We start from the raw sequence: 22,947 nt of genomic DNA, 5'->3' as shown, positions 1-22,947 counted from the left end.
TATTGCCGAAACGGAAGTAAAGGGACTTAGGGATTCTGTGACTGGGGAATTTGTTCTGACCGGCGCACGTCTGGCCACTATGGCTGGGACGGACGCGCCTTATGGCTTGATCGAGGACGGTGCGGTTGCGGTTTCCGGCGGCAGGATTGTCTGGGCCGGTCCGCGGGAAAAATTGCCAGCTGACAATTTTTCTTGGGAGCAGCGCGATCTGGGCGGCCGGCTGGTGACGCCGGGGCTGATCGACTGCCACACCCATATCGTCTTTGGCGGCAACCGGGCGATGGAATTCGAGATGCGTCTGAACGGCGCCTCGTATGAAGAGGTCGCAAGGGCAGGGGGCGGCATCGTCTCCACCGTGTCCGCGACCCGCACCGCATCGCTGGAGGATCTGGTGAAAGACGCACTGCCGCGGCTGGATGCGCTGATTGCTGAAGGCGCGACGGTGGTGGAGGTGAAGTCCGGCTACGGGCTGGACCGCGAAACCGAGCTGAACATGCTGCGCGCCGCGTGCCGTCTGGGCGAACTGCGCCCAGTGACAGTTAAGACCACTTTCCTTGGCGCACATGCCACCCCGGCGGAGTACAAGGGCCGGGATGACGCCTACATTGACGAGGTCTGCATTCCCGCCTTGCGCGCTGCCCATGCGGAGGGGCTGGCCGATGCGGTGGATGGCTTCTGTGAGAACATAGCCTTTGCGCCTGCGCAGATCGAACGGGTGTTCAAAGTTGCGCAGGAGCTGGGCCTGCCGGTCAAGCTGCACGCCGAGCAGCTGAGCCATCAGGGCGGCACCGCACTGGCGGCGCAGTACAGCGCATTGTCAGTTGATCATGTGGAATACGCGACCGAAGACGACGCCAGGGCGATGGCTGCCGCTGGCTCCGTTGCGGTGATCCTGCCGGGCGCGTTTTACACCATCCGCGAAACCCAGGCGCCGCCGATTGAACATTTCCGCAGCCACGGCGTGCCGATGGCGCTGGCGACCGATTGCAACCCCGGTTCCTCGCCGCTGACATCCTTGCTGCTGACCATGAACATGGGCTGCACCCTGTTCCGCATGACGCCGGAGGAGGCGCTGGCCGGTGTCACCTGCAATGCCGCACGCGCGCTGGGTCTAAATGACCGCGGTCAAATTTCTGCCGGTATGCGCGCCGATCTGGCGGTCTGGGACGTGGAAACGCCCGGTGAGCTTGCCTACCGCATCGGCTTCAACCCGCTTTACACCCGTATCTATGAGGGCACCCAATGATCGAGATGACCCCCGGCACAGTGACGCTGTCCACGCTGGAAGATATCTACCGCAACCTGACCCCGGCCAAGCTGGACGCCTCGGCCCGTGAACCGGTGGAGGCCGCAGCGCGGATGGTGGCGGATGCCGCCGCAGGCGAGGATGCTGTCTATGGCATTAACACCGGTTTCGGTAAGCTGGCCTCGACCAAGATCGCGCCGGAAGACACTGCCACCCTGCAGCGCAATCTGATCCTGTCGCACTGCTGCGGGGTAGGGGAGGCGCTGCCGGAGGACAAGACCCGGCTGATGATGACGCTGAAGCTCTTGTCGATGGGCCGCGGCGCCTCCGGCGTGCGCTGGCTGGTGATTAACCAGATCGAGCAGATGCTGGAACGCGGCGTGGTGCCGGTGATCCCGTCGCAGGGCTCCGTCGGCGCATCCGGCGACCTGGCGCCGTTGGCCCATATGGCGGCGGCGATGATCGGGGCAGGGGAGGCCACATTTGAAGGCGCCCGCATGTCCAGTTCAAAAGCGCTGAAAAAGGCCGGGTTAGAGCCTATTGTTCTGGGACCCAAGGAAGGTCTGGGGCTGATCAACGGCACGCAATTCTCGACCGCCTGCGCGCTGGCCGGCCTGTTTGATGCCTGGCGCCTGGCCGAGGCCTCGATGGCGATTGCCTCGCTGAGCACCGACGCCATCATGGGCTCCACCGCGCCGCTGATTGCCGATATCCACACCCTGCGCGGCCATGCCGGCCAGATCGACGTGGCGCGGGAAATGCGCGCGATCATGGACGGCTCCGAGATCCGCGAAAGCCACCGCGAGGGCGACACCCGCGTGCAGGATCCCTATTGCATCCGCTGCCAGCCTCAGGTGGTGGGCGCGGCGCTGGATGTGTTGCGCATGGCCGCCAGAACGCTGGAGATCGAGGCCAATGCCGTCACCGACAACCCTTTGGTGCTGGTGAATGAGGGACGCATCGTCTCGGGCGGCAACTTCCACGCGGAATATGTGGGCTTTGCCGCAGATCAGATCGCGCTGGCCGTGGCTGAAATCGGCGCAATCGCGCAGCGCCGGGTGGCGCTGATGGTGGACCCGACCCTCAGCCACGATCTGCCGCCGTTCCTGACGCCTGATCCGGGTCTGAACTCGGGTTTCATGATCGCTGAGGTGACCACAGCCGCTTTAATGAGCGAAAACAAACACTTGGCAAACCCCTGTGTGACCGACTCGACGCCCACGTCGGCCAACCAGGAGGACCACGTGTCGATGGCCGCCCACGGTGCGCTGCGGCTTTCGAAGATGAACGCAAACCTGTCGGTGATCCTGGGCGTCGAAATGCTCTGTGCCGCGCAAGGGGTGGAGGCGCGGGCGCCGCTGCAAACCTCCGAACGGCTGCAGGACGTATTGGCGATGCTGCGCGCCGATATTCCCGCTCTGGCCGAGGACCGCTATCTGGCACCGGACATCGAAGATGCCAGCGCCATGGTGCGTGCGGGCCGTGTTGCGGAAGCTGCCGGTGTGAAGGTGACAGCATGATCGAAGTGACCCAAGGCAGCTCCCCTCTGGTGCTGGGGCTGCCCCACACTGGCACCGATGTGCCGCCGGATATCCGGGAGTGCCTTAATGAAACCGGCCAGGCGCTGGCGGATACCGATTGGCATATCCACGACCTCTATGCCGGGCTGGTTGAGGAGGTGACAACCGTCCGCACGCCGATCCACCGCTATGTGATTGACGTGAACCGCGATCCCGCTGGAATCAGTCTCTATCCTGGGCAAAACACCACCACTCTGGTGCCGCTGACCGATTTCGACGGGCTGCCGATCTGGCGCGACGGGCAGGAGCCGGACGAGGCGGAAATCACGCGCCGCCGCGCCGCCTATCATGCGCCTTACCACACGGCGCTGACGGCAGAACTGGAGCGGGTGAAGGCCATTCATGGTTTTGCCATCCTGTATGACTGCCACTCGATCCGGGGCGATATCCCGTTCCTGTTCGAAGGCCGCCTGCCGGATTTCAACACCGGCACCAACAATGGCGAAACCTGCGATCCGGCGATTGAGGCCATGACCGTGGCCAATTGCGCGGGCGCTGAGGGCTATACCTCGGTTCTCAACGGGCGTTTCAAGGGCGGCTGGACCACCCGCCACTATGGCCGCCCTGCCGAAGGCCTGCACGCGATCCAGATGGAGCTGGCGCAGGCCACCTACTGCCAGGAATGCCCTTCCTGGACCTACCTGCCGGAGCGCGCGGACAAACTGCGCACCCATCTCACCAAAATTCTGACTGATCTCAAAAACTGGAGGCCCTCGGCATGAGCGATCCCCGCAAGAACACCCGCGACATCTTCCCGCCCACCGGCCCGGAAATCACTGCCAAGTCCTGGATGACCGAGGCGCCGATGCGGATGATGATGAACAACCTGCATCCCGATGTGGCCGAAAACCCGCATGAGCTGGTGGTCTACGGCGGCATCGGCCGCGCCGCGCGCACCTGGCAGGACTTCGACATGATTGTCGAGACCCTGAAGAACCTGGAAGAAGACCAGACGCTGATGGTGCAGTCCGGCAAACCCGTGGGCGTGTTCCAGACCCACAAGGACGCGCCGCGGGTGCTGATCGCCAATTCCAACCTGGTGCCGCATTGGGCCAATTGGGACCACTTCAACGAGCTCGATAAAAAGGGCCTGATGATGTACGGCCAGATGACCGCTGGCTCGTGGATTTACATTGGCACCCAAGGCATTGTGCAGGGCACCTATGAGACATTTGCCGAAGCCGGGCGCCAGCATTTCGGTGGTGATCTGACCGGCAAGTGGATCCTGACCGGCGGCCTGGGCGGCATGGGCGGCGCGCAGCCTTTGGCGGCGGTGTTTGCCGGGGCCAGCTGCCTGGCAGTGGAGTGCAATCCGGACAGCATCGACTTCCGCCTGCGCACCAAATACCTGGACGAGAAGGCGGAAACCCTGGACGAGGCGCTGGAGATGATCGCGCGCTGGACTGCCGCGGGCGAGGCGAAATCCGTGGGCCTTTTGGGCAACGCGGCGGAGATATTCCCTGAGCTGGTGAAGCGTGCGGAAGCAGGCGGCATCCGCCCCGATATCGTAACCGACCAGACCTCGGCGCATGATCCGGTGAACGGGTACCTGCCGCTGGGCTGGACCATGGGTGAGTGGAAGGAACGCCGCGAGAGCGATAAGAAAGCGGTTGAGAAGGCCGCCCGCGCCTCGATGAAGGTGCAAGTGAAGGCGATGTGCGATTTCCACGCGATGGGCGTGCCCACGGTGGATTACGGCAACAACATCCGCCAGATGGCGCTGGAGGAGGGGCTGGAGAACGCATTCGACTTCCCCGGCTTTGTGCCCGCCTATATCCGCCCGCTGTTCTGCCGCGGCATCGGTCCGTTCCGCTGGTGCGCCCTGTCGGGCGACCCCGAGGATATCCGCAAGACCGACGCCAAGATGAAGGAACTGTTCCCCGAGAACGAAGGCCTGCACCGCTGGCTGGACATGGCGCAGGAGCGGATTGCGTTTCAGGGCCTCCCGGCGCGGATCTGCTGGATTGGTCTCGGCGACCGCCACAAGGCGGGCCTCGCGTTCAACGAGATGGTCCGCAACGGCGAACTGTCGGCGCCGGTCGTCATTGGCCGCGACCATCTGGACAGCGGCTCGGTCGCCTCGCCCAACCGCGAAACTGAATCGATGATGGACGGCTCCGATGCGGTGTCTGACTGGCCGCTGCTGAACGCGCTCTTGAACACTGCCTCAGGTGCCACTTGGGTGTCGCTGCACCACGGCGGCGGTGTTGGCATGGGCTTTTCGCAGCATTCCGGCGTGGTGATCTGCTGCGACGGCAGCGAAGACGCCGAGCGCCGCGTCGGCCGGGTGCTGTGGAACGACCCGGCGACCGGGGTCATGCGCCACGCGGATGCGGGCTATGACATTGCCAAGGACTGCGCCCGCGAGCACGGGCTGAACCTGCCCGGCATTCTGGACTGACGGTCCGGCTGAAGCGAGGCTGAAATCCGGCGCGGATTTCAGCCATGAAAAATCCGATTTTTCATGGCCGTTTTCCTTGCAGGAGAACGGCCCTTTTCAGGTGGTGCGCCAGTGCAGGCCATGCATCAGCAATTGCCGCTGCACCCGCCCTGGATAATCGGTGCAGATCGCATCGACGCCAAGGGCGATCATCCGCTCGATGTCCTCCGGCTCATTCACCGTCCAGACAACGGTTATCAGCCCCAGCGCGCGGGCGCGGGCCAGCGAGTCTGGCGTGATGTCCAGGTAATAGGGGCACCAGAACCGGCCCTTGGCGGCGGCGACGCGGTCCGGCAGGTCCAAGGCGGTGCAGCCCGCCACCGGGTTCACCGCCTTGGAAGAATCCTCGCCCACCTCATCCGCGTTCTCCGGCAGCTGAGTCAGGAAGGAGGCGGGCATTTCCGGGGCAATCCGCTGGCAGTCCGCCAGCAGGTCCCAGTCGAAACTGTGCAGCACTGTGCGCGGCTGCATCCCGGCCTGGCGGACCTCTGACACCACAGCCTCAACCAGCGCCTGGCGCGCGGGGGGGGCTTCCAGCAGGTCCGGGTCGGATTTGATCTCCAGCAGCAGATGCACGTTCTGGTGCTGCGGCTGCTGCAGCAGCGCCAGCAGATCGGCGAGGCGGGGAATGCGCAGGCCGGTCAGAAAGGCCTGATCCGGGAACCGCCGGCCATAGGCGCTGGCGCCGTCCAGCCCGCCCACATCATAGCGCTGCAATTCGGCGTAGCTGAGGGCCGAGACTTTGGGTTCAGCGCCTTGCAGCCAGTGGCCATCGGCATCGCGGACCATCGACCGGGTCAGATGGTGGTTGTGGGTGATCACCACCACCCCGTCGCGGGTGGCGGTGACGTCCAGTTCCAACAGCTCCACCCCGGTTTTCAGGGTGAACTCAAAGCCTTCCATGGTGTTTTCCGGCAGCACGCCGCGGGCACCGCGGTGGCCGACCAGCCGGATCACACCCGGCGTGCCTGCAAAGGCAGGGATCTGGGGAAAGGCCATCAGTCTGCCAGACGTTTGCCCGAGGCGGTATCGAACAGATGTGTCAGCGCTGGCGTGGCCGAGAAGCGGCGGATGCTGCCGATGCTGTCGCAGGCGTGGCCCGGAACGCTGGCGGTGAGGGCGTGTTCGGTGCCCTGCAGGCGTCCGTGGATCAGGGTGTTGGCACCCAGCTGTTCGAGCAGGTCCACCTCAAGCGCGATCGGGCCAGCGGGATCGTCCGCCAGATGTTCCGGACGCAGGCCAAGAGTTGCAGCGCCGGTGTGGCGGGGCGGCACGGCCAGTACAGCCCCATCGGGCAGGGTGGCGCGGCCGCCGTTCAGGTCTGCAGGCAGGAAATTCATCGCCGGGCTGCCGATGAAGCCCGCCACAAACACCGAGGCCGGGCGGTCATACAGCTCAATCGGGGTGCCGAACTGCTCGACATAGCCACCGTTCAGCACCATCAGCCGGTCGCCCAGCGTCATCGCCTCGACCTGATCGTGGGTCACGTAGATCGAGGTCACCCCCAGCCGCTGCTGCAATTTGCGGATTTCCAGCCGCATCTGCACCCGCAGCTTGGCATCAAGGTTCGACAGCGGCTCGTCAAACAGGAACACCTGCGGATCGCGCACGATGGCGCGGCCCATGGCCACCCGCTGGCGCTGGCCGCCCGACAGCTGGCGCGGCTTGCGGTCGAGGTATTGCTTGATCTCCAGGATCTCGGCGGCCTCTTCAACGCGGCGGTTGATCTCATCTTTGGGGAGTTTGCGGATCTTCAGGCCGTAAGCCATGTTCTGGCGCACCGACATATGCGGATAAAGCGCGTAGTTCTGGAACACCATGGCGATGTCGCGCGCCGATGGCTCCAGCTCGTTCACCCGGTTGCCGCCGATGCGGATTTCGCCGGAGGTAACGCTTTCCAGCCCCGCCACCATCCGCAGCAACGTGGATTTGCCGCAGCCGGAGGGGCCGACGATGACGATGAACTCGCCATCCTTGATGCCTCCTTCGACATGGTGGAGCACCTCTGTGGGCCCGTAGGATTTCACCAGATCTGTGAGTTGAATATCAGCCATCTGTCAGGCGCCTTACTTATCGGTTTCCGTCAAGCCCTGCACAAAGAGCTTTTGCATTGCGATGACCACAAACACCGGCGGGATCATCGCCAAAAGGGCCGTGGTCATGATGATGTTCCATTGCGGGCTTTGCTCGGCTGCTTCCAGCATCTGCTTGATCGACATCACGATGGTGGTCATCGAGGTGTCGGTGGTGATCAAGAGCGGCCAGAGGTACTGGTTCCAGCCGAAGATAAACAGGATCACAAACAGCGCGGCGATATTGGTGCGCGACAAGGGCAGCAGGATGTCGAAGAAGAACCTGAGCGGCCCGGCGCCGTCGATGCGGGCGCTTTCCAGCAGCTCATCCGGGACCGTCAGGAACACCTGGCGGAACATGAAGGTGGCGGTGGCCGAGGCGATCAGCGGGATCGACAAACCCCAGTAGCTGTTCAGCATGCCAAGGTTGGCGACCACCTCGAAGGTGGGCAGGATCCGCACTTCGACCGGCAGCATCAGGGTGATGAAGATCATCCAGAAGAAGCCCATGCGGAAGGGAAACTTGAAATAGACGATGGCAAAGGCCGACAGAAGTGAAATGGCGATCTTGCCAGTGGAAATCATCAGCGCCATCGCCAAAGAATTCAGCAGCATCAGCCAAACCGGCGCGGTTTCGGTGCCGCTGAGACCGGAGCCGAACAGGGTCTGCTTCATGTTGGCCAGGAAATAGTCGCCGGGCCACAGCGGCAGCGGCGCCTGGTTCATGCGCAGCTGGTCATGGGTGGAGGCGACAAAGGTGATCCACACCGGCAGCGCGATGGCCAGAACGCCAAGCACCAGCACCAGATGGGTAAGGAAAGTGATCAGGGGGCGGTTTTCAACCATCAGTAAGCCACCTTTCTTTCAACAAAGCGGAACTGGACCACGGTCATGGCGATGACCAGCACCATCAGCACCACCGACTGCGCGGCTGAGCCGCCAAGGTCGAGACCGACAAAACCGTCGTTGAACACCTTGTAGACCAGAATGGTGGTGGAGGTGCCGGGGCCGCCCTGGGTGACCGCGTGGATGATGCCGAAGGTCTCGAAAAAGGCGTAGACCATGTTGATGACCAGCAGGAAAAACGTGGTGGGCGAGATCAGCGGAAAGATGATGGTCCAGAACCGCCGCGCCGGGCCTGCGCCGTCGATGGCGGCGGCTTCGATCACGGAATTGGGGATGGATTGCATGGCGGCGAGGTAGAACAGAAAATTATAGGCGACCTGTTTCCAGGCAGCGGCCAGGATCACCAGCGCCATCGCCTGGGTGCCGTTCAGGTAATGGTTCCAGGTGATGCCTGCGAATTCCAGGAAATAGGGAAAGATGCCAAGGGTCGGGTTGAACATGAACACCCACAGGGCGCCTGCCAGAACGGGGGCGACCGCATAGGGCCAGATCAGCAGGGTCCGGTAGAACATCGCACCGCGCACCACCCGCTGGGCAAAACCTGCCAGCAGAAGCGCCACGCCCATCGACAGCCCCGCCACCAGCAAGGAGAAAACCGCGGTGCGCTGGAAACTGGCCAGGTAATGGCTGTCCGACCACAGGATTTCAAAGTTTTCGAACCAGACAAATTCGGTGCCAAGGCCAAAGGCGTCTTCGATCAGAAAAGATTGATACATCGCCTGGCTGGCGGGCCAGATGAAGAACACCAGCGTGATGGCGATTTGCGGCGCGACCAGCAGGTAAGGCAGCGCCGAGGTTGGGAAATGCACCCGTTTGAGCATGAAAGGCCCCAGTCAGGAAAGTGGCCCTGCCGCCCCAGGGGAGGGGCGGCAGGGCCGGGTCGTCAGGATGGATTAGGACGGGTTGGCGGTGCGCTCGAACCGGCGCAGCAGGTCGTTGCCGCGCTCAACCGCGGCGTCCAGCGCGTCCTGGGCGGTCTTCTCGCCGCCCCACAGGGCCTCCAGTTCTTCGTTGATCACGTCGCGGACCTGAACGAAGTTGCCATAGCGCAGGCCGCGGCTGTTTGCCGTCGGGGTGTTCAGGCTCAGCTGCTTGATCGCGGTGTCGGTGCCGGGGTTGCTCTCGTAGAACCCCTGTTCCTTGGACAGCTCATAGGCAGCGGTGGTGATCGGCACATAGCCGGTTTCCTGGTGCCACCAGGACTGCACCTCGGGCGAGGACAGGTAGGTCAGGAACTTGGCAGTGCCCTTGTATTCCGCCTCGTCGTGGCCCTCGAGCACCCACAGGGTGGCGCCGCCGATGATCGAGTTCTGCGGCGCGTCGGCGACCTTGGTGTCCAGCGGCAGCATGGACTGGCCGAACTCGAACTCGGCCTGCGAAGAGATCGACCCGTAGTAGGCCGAGGAGTTCATCCACATGCCGCATTCGCCGTTGGTGAACATCGGCAGGCTGTCGCCGCGGCGGCCGCCGTAGACAAACAACCCATCCTTGCCCATGGAGGCGACGTCATCCAGGCGCGCCGCCACGCTGGCGTTGTTGAAGGTCAACTCGGTGTCGAACCCGGCAAAGCCGTTTTCCTTGGTGCCGGTGGGCAGGTTGTGCCAGGCCGAGAAGTTCTCGATCATCACCCAGGACTGCCAGCCAAAGGAGACGCCGCATTTCATGCCGTTGTCTACCAGCTTTTGCGAGGCGGTTTTCACTTCATCCCAAGTTGCCGGGACTTCGGCGCCCGCGGCCTCCAGCGCGTCCTTGTTGTACCACAGCACCGGGGTGGAGCTGTTGAAGGGCATCGACAAGAGCTCGCCCTCGGGCGTCTCATAGTAGGACACCACCGCGGGCAGGAAGGCGTCGCCGTCAAACGGCTCGCCTGCGTCCTTCATCAGTTTTTCAACCGGGTAGATGGCGCCCTTGGCAGCCATCATGGTGGCGGTGCCGACCTCAAAGACCTGCACAATCTGCGGGTGTTCCTTGGCGCGGAAAGCAGCGATCGCCGCGGTCATGGTTTCGGTGTAGTTGCCCTTGTAGACGGGCACGACCTTGTAGTCGTCCTGAGTGGCGTTGAAGTCTGCGGCGATCTTGTTGACGCGCTCGCCATTGGTGCCGCCCATGGCGTGCCACCACTGAATTTCGGTTTCTGCAAATGCGGTGCTGCCAGCAACGGCCAGAACAGCCGAAGCGCAGAGCAAGGATTTTACGGACATGAGCTTCTCTCCCAAAGTTGGCTCTGCCGATAGCTTTTGTCCGGCGGGAAAGATAATTCAAGCAAAAGTTTTTTGACAAATTTCATAACATGATGTTATGCGATGGCGTGTCATTCTTCCTTTGAAAGCGGCTAACCCCTTGAAATTCAAACTCCGCCAGCTTGAGGCCTTTCAGGCCGTTGCCCGCACGGGCTCTGTCACCCGCGCCGCTGAAAGCCTGGGTATTTCCCAGCCGGCGGCCAGCCGTCTGCTGTCTGATTTTTCCAAAACGGTGGCGGTGGATCTGTTCACCCGCAAGGACGGGCTGCTGATTCCCACCAGTGAGGCGCGTTATCTGCTGTCCGAAGTGGGGCGGGTGTTTGACAGTTTGAACCATCTTGAGGAACTCAACCGGGACTTGACCGAGCGCACCGCAGGCCATCTGCGCATCGCCTGTCTGCCGGGGTTTGCTACAGCGCTGCTTCCCAAGCTGCTGGCCGGATTTCTGGAGCACCGCCCCGGCGTGCGGCTGACGCTGGAGCCGGACCGGCCTGAGCGGATTTTGGAGTGGATCATCGGCGAGCAGTATGACTGCGGCATCACAGATGGGTTCGCCGCCCATCCGGCGGTGGAAAACATCGACATCCCCGTCCGCACGGTCTGTGTGCTGCCGCAGAATGATCCGCTGGCAGAACAGGATGTTATCACGCCCCGCGACCTGCAGCACCGCAAGATCATCCACACCCGGCGCGACAGCCCGTTTTTCCGCAAGCTGCACAAATCATTTTCCGAGGCCGGGGTGGAATTGAACAGCTGGATCGAGGTGCGGCAGTTCTCCACCGCCTGCATCATCATCAGCCAGGGGCAGGGCGCCTCGGTCGTCAGCGCCCTGGATGCCGAGCAGTTCCGCGGCCAGAATATTGCCATCGTGCCCTTTGCGCCCGAGCTGCAGCACCGGCTGTCGATCCTGCGGCCGGTGTCGGGCAGCCGGTCGCTGCTGGCGCTGGATTTCCTGGACGCTTTTACCGATAGCCTGGCGCCGTTCCGCGCCGATTTGGAAACGGCGCGGGGCTAGCGGCTATTCATCGCCCTTGTAATAGCCGATCACGTCGTTCTCCGTCGTGGCACCCAGCCCGTTCAGCAGGCGGTTCGAGTAGTTGAAATAGGCGCAGACTTGGTTCACCTCCAGGATCTCGCCATCGTCGCAGCCCGCGATTTTCAGCGCTTCGAAATCGGATTTCACCATCTTGCCCGCATCCGTTGTCAGCTTGCCGGCATAACGCAGCAGAGCCAGATCCTTGCCCGCGAACTCATCCTCGGGCCGGTGCGCCTTGAGTGCTGTGAAAATCCGGTCGCTGCGCAGTTGGTTCTTCAACAGGTTGCGCACGTTCATGAAGTGATGGGTCAGCGAATAGGTGCAGTCGTTCAGAATAGAGGTGTAGCTGGCGATTACCTCCAGAAACCAGAACGGCAGCTGATTGTCGTCCGAGTGCAGCACCGACCGGTAGAGGGTGACATGGCCGTTCATCGTCTCCGGGCGCAGCGAATGCACCCGCATCACGGTGTCGACAGTGCCATGCGGCGTGCGCGCCTTGTCCAGCAATTCCTTGAGACGGCCCTCGGCCTTCTCGTCCGGGATCATCTCAATCCATGCGCTCATATGCTTTCTCCGCGGTTTCCAGGGGCAGGATAGGGGAAGGGGCGTCCTGAATGACAGTAGAAAATTTTACTGTTGTGAAATTTTCCTGGATCGGAGGGGGCGGCTGCGGGTAACATCCGGGTGAGGATCAAGAGGGAGAACTGCGGGATGCAGGATGCGGATCTGCGCGCCGGCGCCGAAAATCTGCTGGTGACCTGCGGCGGCTTGCGCGCCGGGGACCATCTGCTGATCCTGCGGGAAGACCCCGCGAACGGCTATTACGACGCAGCGATTGCCGGGGCGGTGATGGAGAGTGCCCGCGCGCTGGGGATTGACGCGAAGTGCGAGGTGCTGGCGTTTGATCCGATGGGTGCCGCGTTGCCGCCGGCGCTGGTCGCGCGGATGAAGGCGGCGGACCGGGTGCTGTTCCTGTCGCGCAGCGGTGATCAAATCCGGTTCAGCAAGGACATGCAGGGCATCCGCCCGATCATGTCTTATGCGCTGGATGCGGGGATGCTGGCATCTGGTTTCGGGCGCGCGAACTATCAGGGGTTTGTGGCGCTGAAAGATGCGGTCAACGCGCTGATGGCGGCGGCGCAGCATATCCGGGTGACCTGCCCGCTGGGCACGGATTTCAGCGGGCCGGGTGCGGCCTATCCCAAGTCGGGTGCTGCGGATGTGTCGGTGACGCGGTTCCCGATGTCGGTCTTTGCGCCGGTGCCGGCGCAGGGGTTCTCGGGCGTGGTCATGCAGGACGGGTTCCTGGTCGGGACCGGCTCGAAATTCTATGACCCCTACGGCTGCGGTCTGCGCGAACCGCTTGCGGTGCATTTCCGCGGCAGCGTGCTGGAGAGGTTCGAGGGCCACGAAAGGGACGTGCATTGCGCCCGGATGCATTACGCCAAAGTGGGGAAGCAGTTCGGTCTGGATGCGATGACCATGCATTCCTGGCATGCCGGCATCCATCCGGGCTGTGCCTATGGCATGGCGGCGGCAGAGAATTTCGAGCGCTGGAGCGGCGCGGCCTTTGGCAATCCGCGGCTGATGCATTTCCACACTTGCGGGCATTACGCGCCGGGGGAGATTTCGCTGAACGTGCTGGACCCGACGATTGAGATGGATGGCGCGGCAGTCTGGAAAGACGGTGTGTTCGACCCGCATCTGGTGCCGGGCGGGACGGAAGTTCTGGCGCAATTCCCCTGCATCAAGGCGGTGTTTGACGCACCTGCGCAAGCGGTAGGGCAGGGACCGGGCGGGCGGCTCGCCAGCTGAAATCCGGCGCGGATTTCAGCCATGAAAAATCGATTTTTCATGGCCGTTTCCCTCGCAGGGAAACGGCTTCTTTTTCAGCCGGCCTCGGACTTGATCTGCCGGGCAACGCGGGTGCGGAAGCGCATCGCGCCTGCATCCAAGCCAAGGTTGATATAGGGCGTCTTGCGTTTTGCCATGCCGGTCTGGACATATTCCAGCACGTCCTTGTCCTCGGTAAAGGCCATGATGGCGCCCTCGAACATACGCTGCGACATCGCCGCATCCTCCGCATGCATATTGCGATGCTGGAACCAGAAATAGCGCGAGCGCCCGGCGTCCACCGGGGTGATGAAGTTATAGGAGATGTTGACGAAGGCATTGGGCGACAGGGGCACATCCTTGCCGCCTTCGCCCTTGGGCGCATAGACCGACATGTTGATCGCGGTGGCGGGCAGGCGGCATTCGTAATGCTGCTTGCGGTCGCAAGCGGGACCGAAGGGCAGCATCGGTTTGTAATAGGGCGGCGGTGCCTCATCCAGCACCCAGCGGGAGACGATGACGCCATCCTGTGTTTCTTCCAGGTCCAGCGGGCGGTTGTCGGTTCCGGCCCCGGCGAATGAGGTCAGATGCACCCAGGCCACATGGCTGGGGTCTAACAGGTTGTCGGTGATATAGAGATAGTGGCAGGCTATCTCCATCGCGCCCTTCTGCGTCTTGCCCCAGGACGGATTGTCGAAGTTCGGAATGTCGATGATCCGGCCCCGGTCCGCCTGATCCGGATCGCCCATCCACAGCCACAGAAACCCCCAGCGGTCCTCGGCCGGGTAGGAATGCACGGCAGCGCGGCGCGGCGGGTTGTCGAGCTGGGTCGGCGCGATCACGCATTCGCCGCGGCAGTCGAAGGTCAGCCCGTGATAGCCGCAGACCACGTGGTCGCCCTCGATAGTGCCGCGCGACAGCGGCAGTTTGCGGTGCGGGCAGGCGTCCTCCAGCGCGATGGCCGCGCCCTTGGTGTCGCGGTAGATCACGATCTGCTCTTCCAGCATGGTGAGCGCAGTCAGCTCGCGCCCGAAATCCTCGCTGCGCCCCGCCACATACCAGCAGTTCCGGACATACCCCTCGCCGCCGATCAGATCCGGTCTCATGGTTGCCCCTCTGAGAATACATCAAAGGCTTTCAGCGCCTTGGCGCTGTAGGCATAGGAAGGCCCGCCGCCCATATAGGTGGCCATCGCGAGCGCCTCGCTCAGTTCCCCGCGGGTGGCACCCAGCCGCACCAGGGACCGCACGTGAAAGCCGATGCAGCTGTCGCAGCGGGTGGCGATGGCGATGCCAAGGGCGATGAATTCCTTGGTCTTCTCGCTGAGGGCGCCGTCCTTTTTGGCGGCTTGGCCCATGGCACCAAAGCCGCGCACGGTATCGGGGACTTCCTTGGAGAAGCTGCCGATATTGGCCTCGGTCTCGGCCATGAAGGTTTTCCAGTCCATGTTTGTCTCTCCTCAGCCTCTTTCGTCCGATCCCATGCGGCGTTCCAGCCAGCGCACGCCGGCGCTGATGATCAGCACCAGCACCAGATATTCCAGGATCAGCAGGGTGTAGATTTCCAGCGGGCGGTATTCGCTGACCACCAGTTCATTGGCGCGCCGGGTCAGTTCCTGCATGCCGATGACAGAGGCAAAGGCGCTCATCTTGACGATGTAGATGAACTGGTTGGCCAGCGGCGGCAGGATGCGGCGGATCGCCTGCGGCAGGATCACATAGCGCATCGTCTGCAGGTAGTTGAGGCCGATGGTCTGGGCCGCCTCGGTCTGGCCCTTTGCAATCGACTGGATGCCCGCGCGGTAAATCTCGGCGGTAAAGGCGCTGTCGGACAGCGCCAGGGTGATGATGGCGCCCCAGAACGGGTCGATCGGCACGTTCATTCCCATTTCGCGGAAGATGATTGGCAAGCCGTAGAACACCCAGAACAGCATCGGCAGCAGCGGGATCGAGCGGACCAGCTCCACATAGACCCGGTTCACCATCCGCCAGCCGCGGCTTTTGGCGAGGCCGGGCAGGGCGACCACCAGTCCCAGCGCGATGGAGATCACTGCGGCAATCACCGAGATCAGGATGGTGTCGCCCATGCCGGAGATCAGGAATTTCACATTCACCCAGCCGCTGGCGGTCATCGGGTTGATCACATACCAGCCCCAAGTCGAAGAACTGGAACAGCCCGCAAGCGCCAGCAAGGGCAGCAGAAGGATCAGGGTCTTTTTCATGCTTGATCCTTCCGGTCAGTGCTGCAGGATCTGCGACAGGAATTTCTGGCAGCGCGGTGAGCGGGGGGAGCCAAAGAATTCCTCCGGCGGGCCCTGCTCGACAATCTCGCCGGCATCCATGAACACCATCTGGTCGGCCACCTTGCGGGCAAATCCCATCTCGTGGGTGACCACCACCATGGTCATGCCGTCCACCGCCAGCTCCGCCATCACGTCCAAGACTTCAGAGATCATCTCCGGGTCCAGGGCAGAGGTCGGCTCGTCAAACAGCAGCACTTTGGGCTCCATGCAAAGCGAGCGGGCAATTGCCACCCGCTGTTGCTGGCCGCCGGACAGCTGGCCGGGGCGTTTCCTTGCCTGGTCAGGGATGTGGACGCGTTCCAGGTAATGCATCGCCTTGGCTTCGGCCTCCGCCTTGGACATGCCGCGGGCTTTGATGGGGCCCAGTGTCAGGTTCTCCAGCACCGTCAGATGCGGGAACAGGTTGAATTGCTGGAACACCATGCCGACCTCGGAGCGGATCGCTGCCACGGATTGGGGATCATTGGTCAGCTCAGTCCCGTCGACCCGGATGATACCCTTCTGATGCTCCTCCAGCCGGTTGATGCAGCGCACCACAGTGGATTTGCCGGACCCGGACGGCCCGCAAATCACAACCTTTTCACCGGCACGCACCGTCAGGCTGATATCCTTCAGCACATGAAACGTGCCATACCATTTGTTGACACCGGCAAGTTCGATGGCAAGTGCGGGGTCTGGCTGCGGGTTTCCTGGCATATTTTTCTTCCCAAGAAAAATTTTTCTTGAGGTTAACTGCCCGGTTGCCGTTAAATCAAGCATCAAATCTGCTACTTTTCCTAGGCAACCAAAAAACGCACCAACGGGGAGTTATCAATGAAACGCATTATCAAGGCGGTGGCAGCCGCGGCTGTGACTGTGGCGCTGGCGGGGGCCGCGCAGGCGCAATCGGCGCTGCACGACATTCTGGACAGCGGTGTGCTGAAGGTCGGCACGACGGGCGATTGGAACCCGATGACGCTGCGCGATCCGGCGACCAACAGCTACAAGGGGTATGACATCGATATCATGGCCGAGCTTGCCAAGGATCTGGGTGTCGAGGTGGAATTTGTGCCGGCCGATTGGAAAACGCTGGTCAATGGCGTGGTTGCGGGCAAGTACCATCTGACCGGTTCGGCCTCGATCTCGCCGCCGCGGATGAAGGTCGCGGGGTTCTCCGACAGCTATATCGCGGTGGAGATTTTTCCGTTCACACTTAAGGACAAGGCCGGGAACTTCTCTGGCTATGACTCGATCAATCAGCCGGGGGTGAAGGTGGCGACGACGCTGGGCACGACGTTTGAGAAACTGGCGCGGGAGTGGTTCCCCGAGGCCGATATCAAGGTGGTCGAGGCCCCGGCACGCGGCTTCCAAGAAGTGCTGGCAGGCCGGGCGGATGTGTTCATCACCTCCAACATCGAAGGCTCCACTCTGGAGGAAAAGTTCCCGGTGACCCGGGTGCCGGATACCGGCCCGCGCGCACCGTCGCCGATTGCGATGCTGCTGCCGCAGGACGATCAGGTCTGGATCAACTACGTGAACAACTGGGTGAAGGTGAAAAAGGCCACCGGTTTCTTTGAAACCAACCGGGCCAAGTGGGGCCTGTAACAGCCCAGGCAAAATCCAGGGCGCAGCCTGTTCCGGCTGCGTCTTTAAACCTCGCTGGATTCGGCTTTGGTGACCATGGTGATGAAACTCACCTTGTCCGTCTTCAGCTCCACCGGGCCGTGGGCGTTGCTGGAATCAAAGCTGATGCTGTCGCCGGGCTTCATATGATACGAGGCCTCGCCGCATTGGAAGACCATCTCGCCGCTGGTGATATGCATGAACTCCAGCCCGCGGTGGCGGTACAGCGGGCGCGGCTTCAGCGGCTGTTCCAGGGTAACGGCGAAGCTCTCGAAACTCACATGGCTGCTCTCGGCCCGGCCGATCATCTTGTAGGTATGGCCAAAGCCGCTGCCCAGCCGCTGCACGGTCATGCCTTCGCCTGCCGCAACAAAGGACACGTCCGAATGCTCCACCGTGCCGGCAAAGAAGTTGATCAGCGGCGCGCCGATGGCATTGGCCAGTGCTTCCAGCGTCGTCAGCGAGGCAGAGACCTGGCCGCGCTCGATCTTGGAGATCATCGCGGTGGACACGCCTGCGCGTTCCGACAGCCCGGCCAGGGTCAGCCCGGCCAGCATCCGGTGGGTCTTGACCGCGGCGCCGACCAGCTGGTCCAGCGCGGGTTTTTCGATCTCAGAGGGCGATGAATCTTCCATTGCCACAGACTATGCCGCCCGCACGCAAAGGAAAAGCGATGCGTGGCGAAATGACAGGAGAGAGTTATGCAGCTTGCCCATATGACCTGGCTTGAGGTGGAGGCCCGCCTGAAGGCGGGCGCGGCGGTGATGGTGCCGGTGGGGTCGACCGAACAGCACGGGCCGATGGGCATGATCGGCACCGACACGATCTGCGCCGAGGCGGTGGCGCTGCGGGCGGCGGAGCTGTGCGATGCAATTGTTGCGCCCGCGCTGGCCTATACGCCGGCGCCGTTCAACACTGCTTTTCCCGGCACTGTTTCAATGCCTGAGGATTTGTTTCAGGCCCATGCCACGGCTGTGTTCCGCGGGCTGCTGGCGCAGGGGTTTGCCGGGGTGTTTATCGTCAACGGCCACGGTGCGAATTTGGCGCCCTTGCAGCGCGCGGCACAGGCACTGGATCTGGAGCGCGTCGTAATCCGCAGCTGGTGGGAGCCGCAGGAGGTCAACGAAATGCGCAAGGATCTGTACGGCGATTGGGAAGGGATGCACGCGACCCCGTCGGAAGTTGCCATCACCCAGGCCCTGCTGGGCGCGCTGCCCGCGGGCGGGGCGGCAAAGCCGCCGCAGAAACTGACCCCGGAGTTCATCAAGGCCCATGCCGGCGACAAGCACGGCCCGCCGGAGGAACACAGGGCAGAGTTTCCGGACGGGCGTGTCGGCTCGCATTCCGCCCTGGCCAATCCGCAGGACGGTGCCCGCTTGCTGGAGGCCGCGGCGCGGGGGATTTGCGAGGATTTCCAGGCCTTTGCCGAGGCGGCTGAACAGAAGATCAGCTGAACGGCTTTTCTTCCAGCAGCAGCCGTTGCGCAGTGCGCTTGGCGTCGCCGAGGTGCTGCTCGATGGCCGCCCGCGCGGCCTCTGCATTGGCTGATACAATGGCCTGGCAGATATCCTGCATATGGGCAGGTCCCGGTTTCAGGCGGTCTTCGGTCGACAGGGTCACCGCCCGCAGCCGGCTGATGCGGCCGTTCAGACGCTGGGCGATTTCCCAGGCGACATTGTGGCCGGCGCCTTCAAAGATGATCCGGTAAAACTCGGTGGTGGCGCGCAGCATGGGACCGGCGACGCCCGCCGCCACAGCGTCCTGCAGGGCGTGTTGCGCGGCTTGAAGCTGCTCTGCCAGCTCCGGTGTCATGTTCCGGGCGCAGGCGGTGGCGGCGGCGGTCTCCAGCATCTGGCGGATATCATAGATCTGCCGCGCGTCTTCCCACGAGAGTTTCGCCACGATGGGGCCTTTGCCGGGCAGGATTTCGACCAGCCCCTCAGCCTCCAGATAGCGGATGGTTTCGCGCACCACGGTGCGGCTGACGCCGAGCTGGTTACACAGGGGGCGCTCCACCAGCCGTTCGCCGGGGGCGAACTGGCCTGCGATGATCGCCTCGCGCATCCGCTCTTGCACGATGTCGCGCAGGGTCTGCGGCGGCTGGTCTATTTTGCGCATCACAGGTGGGTTTGTTGAGCGGTCTGCTGGGTGGTTCATGGATCCTCCGATACCAGCCCCGGCGGAGCTGAACAAGTCTGCATTGACATACTGTCTTATGGTATACCATATTATATTAACTGGAATCACTGACGAAAGACACAGCCCATGCCCGCTGAAATCCGCAAAACGCTGCTGCATGTCGAAGAGACCCTGATCGAGGGCGGCAAGGCAGCGGAGACGCCGCTGAAGATGATTGCCGCAGTCGCTGTGATCAAAAACCCCTGGGCCGGGCAGGGATTTACCGAGGATCTGCGCCCGGCAATCCATGACTGCGCGCCGGGTCTGGGGGAGAAGCTGACCGCGATGATCCTTGAGGCCGCAGGCGGCGGCGACAAGGTTGAAGGCTATGGAAAATCCGCCATCGTCGGGGTGAATGGCGAGGTCGAACATGCCTCGGCCCTGATCCACACGCTGCGGTTCGGCAATCACTACCGCGAGGCGGTGGGGGCGAAATCCTATCTGGCTTTCACTAACACCCGCGGACCGGCCAACGCGCCGCTGCAGATCCCGCTGATGGACAAGAACGACGGCGGCCGGCGCAGCCATTACCTGACCATCCAGTTGTCGGTCGCGGATGCGCCCGGCCCGGATGAGATTGTGATCGCGCTTGGTGCCTCTATTGGCGGCCGGCCTCATCACCGCATTGGCGACCGCTATCAGGACCTGAAGGAACTGGGGCATGACCTCGACAACCCTGCATCTGTCTGACTCTTACGGCACTGTCACCTGCCAAAGGGCAGGGCCGGGGATAGGCAAAGGCGAGCCTGTGGTGCTGATCCACGGGGTTGGCATGCAGTCGGAGGCCTGGGCGCCGCAGATTGCGGCACTGGCTGAAACCCATCAGGTGATCGCGCTGGACATGCCCGGCCATGGCGGCAGCGCGCCGCTGCCGGAGGGTGCAGAGCTGCCGGACTATGTGGCTTGGCTGCATGCGGCTCTGCTGGCGATGGACCTGGGGCCGGTATCGCTGGCGGGCCACTCCATGGGCGCGCTTATTGCGGGCGGCTATGCGGTCTGCCATGCTGAGAACGTCTTACGAGTGGCGCTGCTGAACGGTGTGTTCCGGCGTTCGCCTGCAGCCCGGCAAGCGGTTGAAGCCCGTGCTGCCGAAATCCGCGCGGGCAGCTTTGATCTGGAAACACCCCTGATCCGCTGGTTCGGGGATACTGCGGCGGACCAGACTGCGCGGGCGCAGGTGGCCGACTGGCTATCGGGCGTGAACCATCAGGGCTACGCCGCCGCCTATACCGCCTTTGCCCGCGGCGACAGTACTTACGCGGATGGCTTTGGCGGCATTGCTTGCCCGCTGCTGGCGCTGACCGGCGATGGCGATCCGAACTCAACCCCGGACATGGCGCAGGCGATGGCCGGCGCCGCGCCGCAAGGCGGCGCAGTTGTCATTGAGGGCCACCGGCATATGGTCAACCTGACCGCCCCGGCAGCGGTCAGCGCCGCCCTACGGGACTGGCTGAACACATCAGCGGAAAAGGAGCCGTCATGAGCGATATCGACCCGCGCGCCTTGCGCAACGCCTTTGGCACCTTCATGACCGGCGTCACCGTGGTGACGGCACAGGATCAGGACGGTAATCCAATCGGTTTTACCGCCAACTCCTTTACCTCGGTCTCCTTGGATCCGCCTTTGGTATTGGTATGCCTGGCCAACTCCTCCAGCAATTACGCCGCATTTGAACAGGCGGAAGGCTTTGCCATCAACGTGCTGGCGGAAGACCAGAAAGACGTCTCCAACACTTTTGCCCGGCCGGTCGAGGACCGCTTTGCTGCTGTTGAGTGGCACCCGGGGCCAGAGGGCAGCCCGGTCTTCGAAGGTGTTTCCGCATGGTTCGACTGTTCGATGCACAAACGGGTGGAGGCAGGCGACCACCTGATCCTGATCGGCAGGGTCGGGGCGTTTGAAACCTCGCCCGCACCGGGTTTGGGATACGCCCGCGGTGCCTATGTGACAGCGGCTGCCGAAGCCGAAGCCTTGAGCCAGGGCGCCAAGCTGATTGTCTCTGCCCTGATCGAACACGAGGGCAAAGTGCTCTTGATGGGCAACGATCAGGGCAGGCTGACGCTGCCGGAAACCAGGGTGGGCAAGGAGGGCGCCTCAGCCGCCTTGGCCCGGCTGATTGCGGAGACCGGGGTCGAGGCAGAGCCGGGGTTCATTTATTCAGTTTTTGAGGACGAAGCGCGCGAACATCAGCACATCTCGTTTCTGTGCCAATCGGCCGGCGGCACACCGGCCAAGGGCGCTTTTACCCAGTTGAGCCAAACCACGCTGATGGATGTCGCCGATGCGGCAGTCTGCATCATGCTGGAACGGTTCGCCAGTGAAAGCCGGATGGGCAATTTCGGGGTGTATTATGGAAACCAGACCCGCGGCCAGGTCCGCGCGGTGGGGACAGGGGGCAGTGGCTCATGAAGTTTTCGCTTTTTGCGCATATGGAGCGGATTTCGAACGATCAGGATCAGAAGCAGCTTTATGACGAGTTCATCCAGCTGTGCAAAATCGCCGATGACGGCGGCATGCATGCCGTTTGGACGGGTGAGCATCACGGGATGAATTTCACCATCGCGCCGAACCCGTTTCTGAACCTGATCGATGTGGCACGGCACACCAAGAACGTGCGCCTGGGCACCGGCACCGTGATCGCGCCGTTCTGGCATCCGATCCGGTTGGCAGGCGAGGCGGCGATGACCGATATCATCACCGATGGCCGCTTGGATCTGGGTATCGCGCGGGGCGCTTATTCCTATGAGTACGAACGGATGCTGCCGGGTATGGATGCCTGGGAGGCCGGCCAGCGGATGCGCGAGCTGATCCCGGCGGTGCAGGGTCTGTGGCAAGGCGATTATGCGCAGGAGGGGGAGTTTCATTCTTTCCCGAAAACCACGTCGTCGCCAAAACCGCTGCAGGAAAACGGCCCGCCGATCTGGGTGGCGGCGCGCGATCCCAACAGCCATGAATTCGCGGTGGCAAACGGTTGCAACGTGCAGGTGACGCCGCTGTGGCAGGGCGACGGCGAGATTGAAGAGCTGATGGGCAAGTTCAATGCCGCGTGCGCAAAGCATTCCGAGGTGCCGCGGCCCAGGATTATGCTGCTGCAGCACACATATGTGGCCGACAGTGCGGCGGATGTGAAACGCGGGGCGGAGGAGCTGAACCGGTTCTACTGCTATTTCGGCGCCTGGTTTATGAACAAGAGGGACGTGTCGCAGGGTTTGATTGATCCCCTGACTGACGCGGATATCGCCGCGCATCCGTTCTATAGCCCCGAAGCGATGGAGCGCGATCTGGTGATCGGCGAACCGGCTGCGGTGATCAAGCGGCTGAAAAAATATGAAGCCTTGGGCTATGATGAGTACTCGTTCTGGATCGACAGCAGCATGAGCTTTAATCGCAAAAAAGCCTCGCTTGAACGGTTCACCACCGAAGTCATGCCCGCATTTCAGTGAAGACAGGTAACCCGGCGGGCAAGGTGGGGGCCCGCCGGGTCTGATTGGCCTAAGGGTGGTAAAAGAGCTAAA

The 22,947-nt window shown here is 62.6% G+C and carries 24 protein-coding genes; 12 read left to right on the top strand and 12 right to left on the bottom strand.

Annotated features, from left to right (window positions below; all coding sequences use genetic code 11):
* Positions 1-79: 79 nt before the first annotated feature.
* The 4 genes from hutI to hutU are packed head-to-tail and all read left to right on the top strand — an operon-like array spanning position 80 to position 5,227.
* A complete protein-coding gene (hutI, locus tag AQUI_RS0103125; protein WP_425411807.1) occupies positions 80-1,246 on the top strand; it encodes an imidazolonepropionase in 1,167 nt (388 codons plus the stop codon).
* Entirely contained in the window at positions 1,243-2,766 is a 1,524-nt protein-coding gene (gene hutH / locus AQUI_RS0103120; protein WP_027256195.1) for a histidine ammonia-lyase, read from the top strand. The genes hutI and hutH overlap by 4 nt, the downstream gene beginning before the upstream one ends.
* Complete coding sequence (gene hutG, locus AQUI_RS0103115) at positions 2,763-3,548, top strand: N-formylglutamate deformylase (protein WP_027256194.1); 786 nt, start codon at positions 2,763-2,765, stop codon at positions 3,546-3,548. Before hutH ends, hutG begins: the two co-directional genes overlap by 4 nt.
* A complete protein-coding gene (gene hutU / locus AQUI_RS0103110) occupies positions 3,545-5,227 on the top strand; it encodes a urocanate hydratase (protein WP_027256193.1) in 1,683 nt (560 codons plus the stop codon). Before hutG ends, hutU begins: the two co-directional genes overlap by 4 nt.
* 96 nt (positions 5,228-5,323) lie before the next feature.
* Here the strand turns inward: hutU and AQUI_RS0103105 are convergent, their stop codons facing one another.
* From AQUI_RS0103105 to ugpB, 5 genes are all read right to left on the bottom strand, one after another.
* Positions 5,324-6,265: a glycerophosphodiester phosphodiesterase family protein gene (locus AQUI_RS0103105; RefSeq protein WP_027256192.1), complete on the bottom strand. Its 942-nt coding sequence runs from the start codon at positions 6,263-6,265 to the stop codon at positions 5,324-5,326.
* The gene (locus tag AQUI_RS0103100; RefSeq protein WP_027256191.1) at positions 6,265-7,320 is read right to left on the bottom strand and encodes a sn-glycerol-3-phosphate import ATP-binding protein UgpC; all 1,056 of its coding nucleotides are present in this window, start codon (positions 7,318-7,320) and stop codon (positions 6,265-6,267) included. Before AQUI_RS0103100 ends, AQUI_RS0103105 begins: the two co-directional genes overlap by 1 nt.
* Before the next feature lie 12 nt (positions 7,321-7,332).
* Entirely contained in the window at positions 7,333-8,184 is an 852-nt protein-coding gene (ugpE, locus tag AQUI_RS0103095) for a sn-glycerol-3-phosphate ABC transporter permease UgpE (protein WP_027256190.1), read from the bottom strand.
* Positions 8,184-9,065: a sn-glycerol-3-phosphate ABC transporter permease UgpA gene (ugpA, locus tag AQUI_RS0103090; RefSeq protein WP_027256189.1), complete on the bottom strand. Its 882-nt coding sequence runs from the start codon at positions 9,063-9,065 to the stop codon at positions 8,184-8,186. Before ugpA ends, ugpE begins: the two co-directional genes overlap by 1 nt.
* A gap of 72 nt (positions 9,066-9,137) precedes the next feature.
* Complete coding sequence (gene ugpB / locus AQUI_RS0103085; RefSeq protein ID WP_027256188.1) at positions 9,138-10,445, bottom strand: sn-glycerol-3-phosphate ABC transporter substrate-binding protein UgpB; 1,308 nt, start codon at positions 10,443-10,445, stop codon at positions 9,138-9,140.
* Positions 10,446-10,584: 139 nt separating this feature from the next.
* On the opposite strand from ugpB, the gene AQUI_RS0103080 reads away from it, so the two are divergent.
* Complete coding sequence (locus tag AQUI_RS0103080) at positions 10,585-11,499, top strand: LysR substrate-binding domain-containing protein (RefSeq protein WP_027256187.1); 915 nt, start codon at positions 10,585-10,587, stop codon at positions 11,497-11,499.
* 3 nt (positions 11,500-11,502) lie between these two features.
* On the opposite strand, the gene AQUI_RS0103075 is transcribed toward AQUI_RS0103080, so the two are convergent.
* Positions 11,503-12,084: a carboxymuconolactone decarboxylase family protein gene (locus tag AQUI_RS0103075; protein ID WP_027256186.1), complete on the bottom strand. Its 582-nt coding sequence runs from the start codon at positions 12,082-12,084 to the stop codon at positions 11,503-11,505.
* 147 nt (positions 12,085-12,231) lie between these two features.
* Between AQUI_RS0103075 and AQUI_RS0103070 the strand changes: the two genes are divergently transcribed.
* Complete coding sequence (locus AQUI_RS0103070) at positions 12,232-13,335, top strand: M29 family metallopeptidase (protein WP_027256185.1); 1,104 nt, start codon at positions 12,232-12,234, stop codon at positions 13,333-13,335.
* Between the two features lie 74 nt (positions 13,336-13,409).
* Here the strand turns inward: AQUI_RS0103070 and AQUI_RS0103065 are convergent, their stop codons facing one another.
* The 4 genes from AQUI_RS0103065 to AQUI_RS0103050 are packed head-to-tail and all read right to left on the bottom strand — an operon-like array spanning position 13,410 to position 16,351.
* Entirely contained in the window at positions 13,410-14,459 is a 1,050-nt protein-coding gene (locus tag AQUI_RS0103065) for an aromatic ring-hydroxylating dioxygenase subunit alpha (RefSeq protein WP_027256184.1), read from the bottom strand.
* Positions 14,456-14,800, bottom strand: coding sequence for a carboxymuconolactone decarboxylase family protein (locus AQUI_RS0103060; RefSeq protein ID WP_027256183.1), 345 nt, complete (start codon positions 14,798-14,800; stop codon positions 14,456-14,458). Before AQUI_RS0103060 ends, AQUI_RS0103065 begins: the two co-directional genes overlap by 4 nt.
* A gap of 12 nt (positions 14,801-14,812) precedes the next feature.
* The gene (locus AQUI_RS0103055; protein WP_027256182.1) at positions 14,813-15,574 is read right to left on the bottom strand and encodes an amino acid ABC transporter permease; all 762 of its coding nucleotides are present in this window, start codon (positions 15,572-15,574) and stop codon (positions 14,813-14,815) included.
* 15 nt (positions 15,575-15,589) lie between these two features.
* Positions 15,590-16,351 carry an amino acid ABC transporter ATP-binding protein gene (locus AQUI_RS0103050; RefSeq protein ID WP_027256181.1) on the bottom strand — a complete coding sequence of 254 codons (762 nt, stop codon included), beginning with the start codon at positions 16,349-16,351 and terminating at the stop codon, positions 15,590-15,592.
* 117 nt (positions 16,352-16,468) lie between these two features.
* Here AQUI_RS0103050 and AQUI_RS0103045 point away from each other — a divergent pair, with 117 nt between their 5' ends.
* Positions 16,469-17,239, top strand: a complete 771-nt coding sequence (locus AQUI_RS0103045; RefSeq protein ID WP_027256180.1) for a transporter substrate-binding domain-containing protein — start codon at positions 16,469-16,471, stop codon at positions 17,237-17,239.
* Between the two features lie 44 nt (positions 17,240-17,283).
* On the opposite strand, the gene AQUI_RS0103040 is transcribed toward AQUI_RS0103045, so the two are convergent.
* Positions 17,284-17,892, bottom strand: coding sequence for a helix-turn-helix domain-containing protein (locus AQUI_RS0103040; RefSeq protein ID WP_027256179.1), 609 nt, complete (start codon positions 17,890-17,892; stop codon positions 17,284-17,286).
* A 66-nt stretch (positions 17,893-17,958) separates the two neighbouring features.
* Here AQUI_RS0103040 and AQUI_RS0103035 point away from each other — a divergent pair, with 66 nt between their 5' ends.
* Complete coding sequence (locus AQUI_RS0103035; RefSeq protein ID WP_027256178.1) at positions 17,959-18,711, top strand: creatininase family protein; 753 nt, start codon at positions 17,959-17,961, stop codon at positions 18,709-18,711.
* Here AQUI_RS0103035 and AQUI_RS0103030 read toward each other — a convergent pair.
* Positions 18,704-19,414, bottom strand: a complete 711-nt coding sequence (locus AQUI_RS0103030; RefSeq protein ID WP_035919748.1) for a GntR family transcriptional regulator — start codon at positions 19,412-19,414, stop codon at positions 18,704-18,706. The genes AQUI_RS0103035 and AQUI_RS0103030 overlap by 8 nt on opposite strands.
* A 108-nt stretch (positions 19,415-19,522) precedes the next feature.
* Here AQUI_RS0103030 and AQUI_RS0103025 point away from each other — a divergent pair, with 108 nt between their 5' ends.
* The 4 genes from AQUI_RS0103025 to AQUI_RS0103010 are packed head-to-tail and all read left to right on the top strand — an operon-like array spanning position 19,523 to position 22,875.
* The gene (locus AQUI_RS0103025; RefSeq protein ID WP_027256176.1) at positions 19,523-20,125 is read left to right on the top strand and encodes an amino acid synthesis family protein; all 603 of its coding nucleotides are present in this window, start codon (positions 19,523-19,525) and stop codon (positions 20,123-20,125) included.
* The gene (locus tag AQUI_RS0103020) at positions 20,097-20,918 is read left to right on the top strand and encodes an alpha/beta fold hydrolase (RefSeq protein WP_027256175.1); all 822 of its coding nucleotides are present in this window, start codon (positions 20,097-20,099) and stop codon (positions 20,916-20,918) included. Before AQUI_RS0103025 ends, AQUI_RS0103020 begins: the two co-directional genes overlap by 29 nt.
* The gene (locus tag AQUI_RS0103015) at positions 20,915-21,841 is read left to right on the top strand and encodes a flavin reductase (RefSeq protein WP_027256174.1); all 927 of its coding nucleotides are present in this window, start codon (positions 20,915-20,917) and stop codon (positions 21,839-21,841) included. Before AQUI_RS0103020 ends, AQUI_RS0103015 begins: the two co-directional genes overlap by 4 nt.
* Entirely contained in the window at positions 21,838-22,875 is a 1,038-nt protein-coding gene (locus AQUI_RS0103010) for an LLM class flavin-dependent oxidoreductase (protein WP_027256173.1), read from the top strand. The genes AQUI_RS0103015 and AQUI_RS0103010 overlap by 4 nt, the downstream gene beginning before the upstream one ends.
* The last annotated feature ends 72 nt before the right edge of the window (positions 22,876-22,947 follow it).

It is taken from the genome of Leisingera aquimarina DSM 24565 (assembly GCF_000473165.1).
GTDB lineage: Bacteria > Pseudomonadota > Alphaproteobacteria > Rhodobacterales > Rhodobacteraceae > Leisingera > Leisingera aquimarina.
This window is presented reverse-complemented; position numbering and strand designations above follow the sequence as displayed.

Coding starts and splice junctions, on each gene's coding strand:
- ugpE (WP_027256190.1), bottom strand. CDS start 8,184: ATGGTTGAAAACCGCCCCCTGATCACTTTCCTTACCCATCTGGTGCTG.
- ugpB (WP_027256188.1), bottom strand. CDS start 10,445: ATGTCCGTAAAATCCTTGCTCTGCGCTTCGGCTGTTCTGGCCGTTGCT.
- AQUI_RS0103075 (WP_027256186.1), bottom strand. CDS start 12,084: ATGAGCGCATGGATTGAGATGATCCCGGACGAGAAGGCCGAGGGCCGT.
- AQUI_RS0103035 (WP_027256178.1), top strand. CDS start 17,959: ATGCAGCTTGCCCATATGACCTGGCTTGAGGTGGAGGCCCGCCTGAAG.
- AQUI_RS0103070 (WP_027256185.1), top strand. CDS start 12,232: ATGCAGGATGCGGATCTGCGCGCCGGCGCCGAAAATCTGCTGGTGACC.
- AQUI_RS0103055 (WP_027256182.1), bottom strand. CDS start 15,574: ATGAAAAAGACCCTGATCCTTCTGCTGCCCTTGCTGGCGCTTGCGGGC.
- hutG (WP_027256194.1), top strand. CDS start 2,763: ATGATCGAAGTGACCCAAGGCAGCTCCCCTCTGGTGCTGGGGCTGCCC.
- AQUI_RS0103060 (WP_027256183.1), bottom strand. CDS start 14,800: ATGGACTGGAAAACCTTCATGGCCGAGACCGAGGCCAATATCGGCAGC.
- AQUI_RS0103030 (WP_035919748.1), bottom strand. CDS start 19,414: ATGAACCACCCAGCAGACCGCTCAACAAACCCACCTGTGATGCGCAAA.
- AQUI_RS0103010 (WP_027256173.1), top strand. CDS start 21,838: ATGAAGTTTTCGCTTTTTGCGCATATGGAGCGGATTTCGAACGATCAG.
- AQUI_RS0103050 (WP_027256181.1), bottom strand. CDS start 16,351: ATGCCAGGAAACCCGCAGCCAGACCCCGCACTTGCCATCGAACTTGCC.
- AQUI_RS0103065 (WP_027256184.1), bottom strand. CDS start 14,459: ATGAGACCGGATCTGATCGGCGGCGAGGGGTATGTCCGGAACTGCTGG.
- AQUI_RS0103040 (WP_027256179.1), bottom strand. CDS start 17,892: ATGGAAGATTCATCGCCCTCTGAGATCGAAAAACCCGCGCTGGACCAG.
- AQUI_RS0103025 (WP_027256176.1), top strand. CDS start 19,523: ATGCCCGCTGAAATCCGCAAAACGCTGCTGCATGTCGAAGAGACCCTG.
- hutU (WP_027256193.1), top strand. CDS start 3,545: ATGAGCGATCCCCGCAAGAACACCCGCGACATCTTCCCGCCCACCGGC.
- hutI (WP_425411807.1), top strand. CDS start 80: ATGGCTGGGACGGACGCGCCTTATGGCTTGATCGAGGACGGTGCGGTT.
- AQUI_RS0103015 (WP_027256174.1), top strand. CDS start 20,915: ATGAGCGATATCGACCCGCGCGCCTTGCGCAACGCCTTTGGCACCTTC.
- AQUI_RS0103100 (WP_027256191.1), bottom strand. CDS start 7,320: ATGGCTGATATTCAACTCACAGATCTGGTGAAATCCTACGGGCCCACA.
- AQUI_RS0103105 (WP_027256192.1), bottom strand. CDS start 6,265: ATGGCCTTTCCCCAGATCCCTGCCTTTGCAGGCACGCCGGGTGTGATC.
- AQUI_RS0103045 (WP_027256180.1), top strand. CDS start 16,469: ATGAAACGCATTATCAAGGCGGTGGCAGCCGCGGCTGTGACTGTGGCG.
- AQUI_RS0103020 (WP_027256175.1), top strand. CDS start 20,097: ATGACCTCGACAACCCTGCATCTGTCTGACTCTTACGGCACTGTCACC.
- ugpA (WP_027256189.1), bottom strand. CDS start 9,065: ATGCTCAAACGGGTGCATTTCCCAACCTCGGCGCTGCCTTACCTGCTG.
- hutH (WP_027256195.1), top strand. CDS start 1,243: ATGATCGAGATGACCCCCGGCACAGTGACGCTGTCCACGCTGGAAGAT.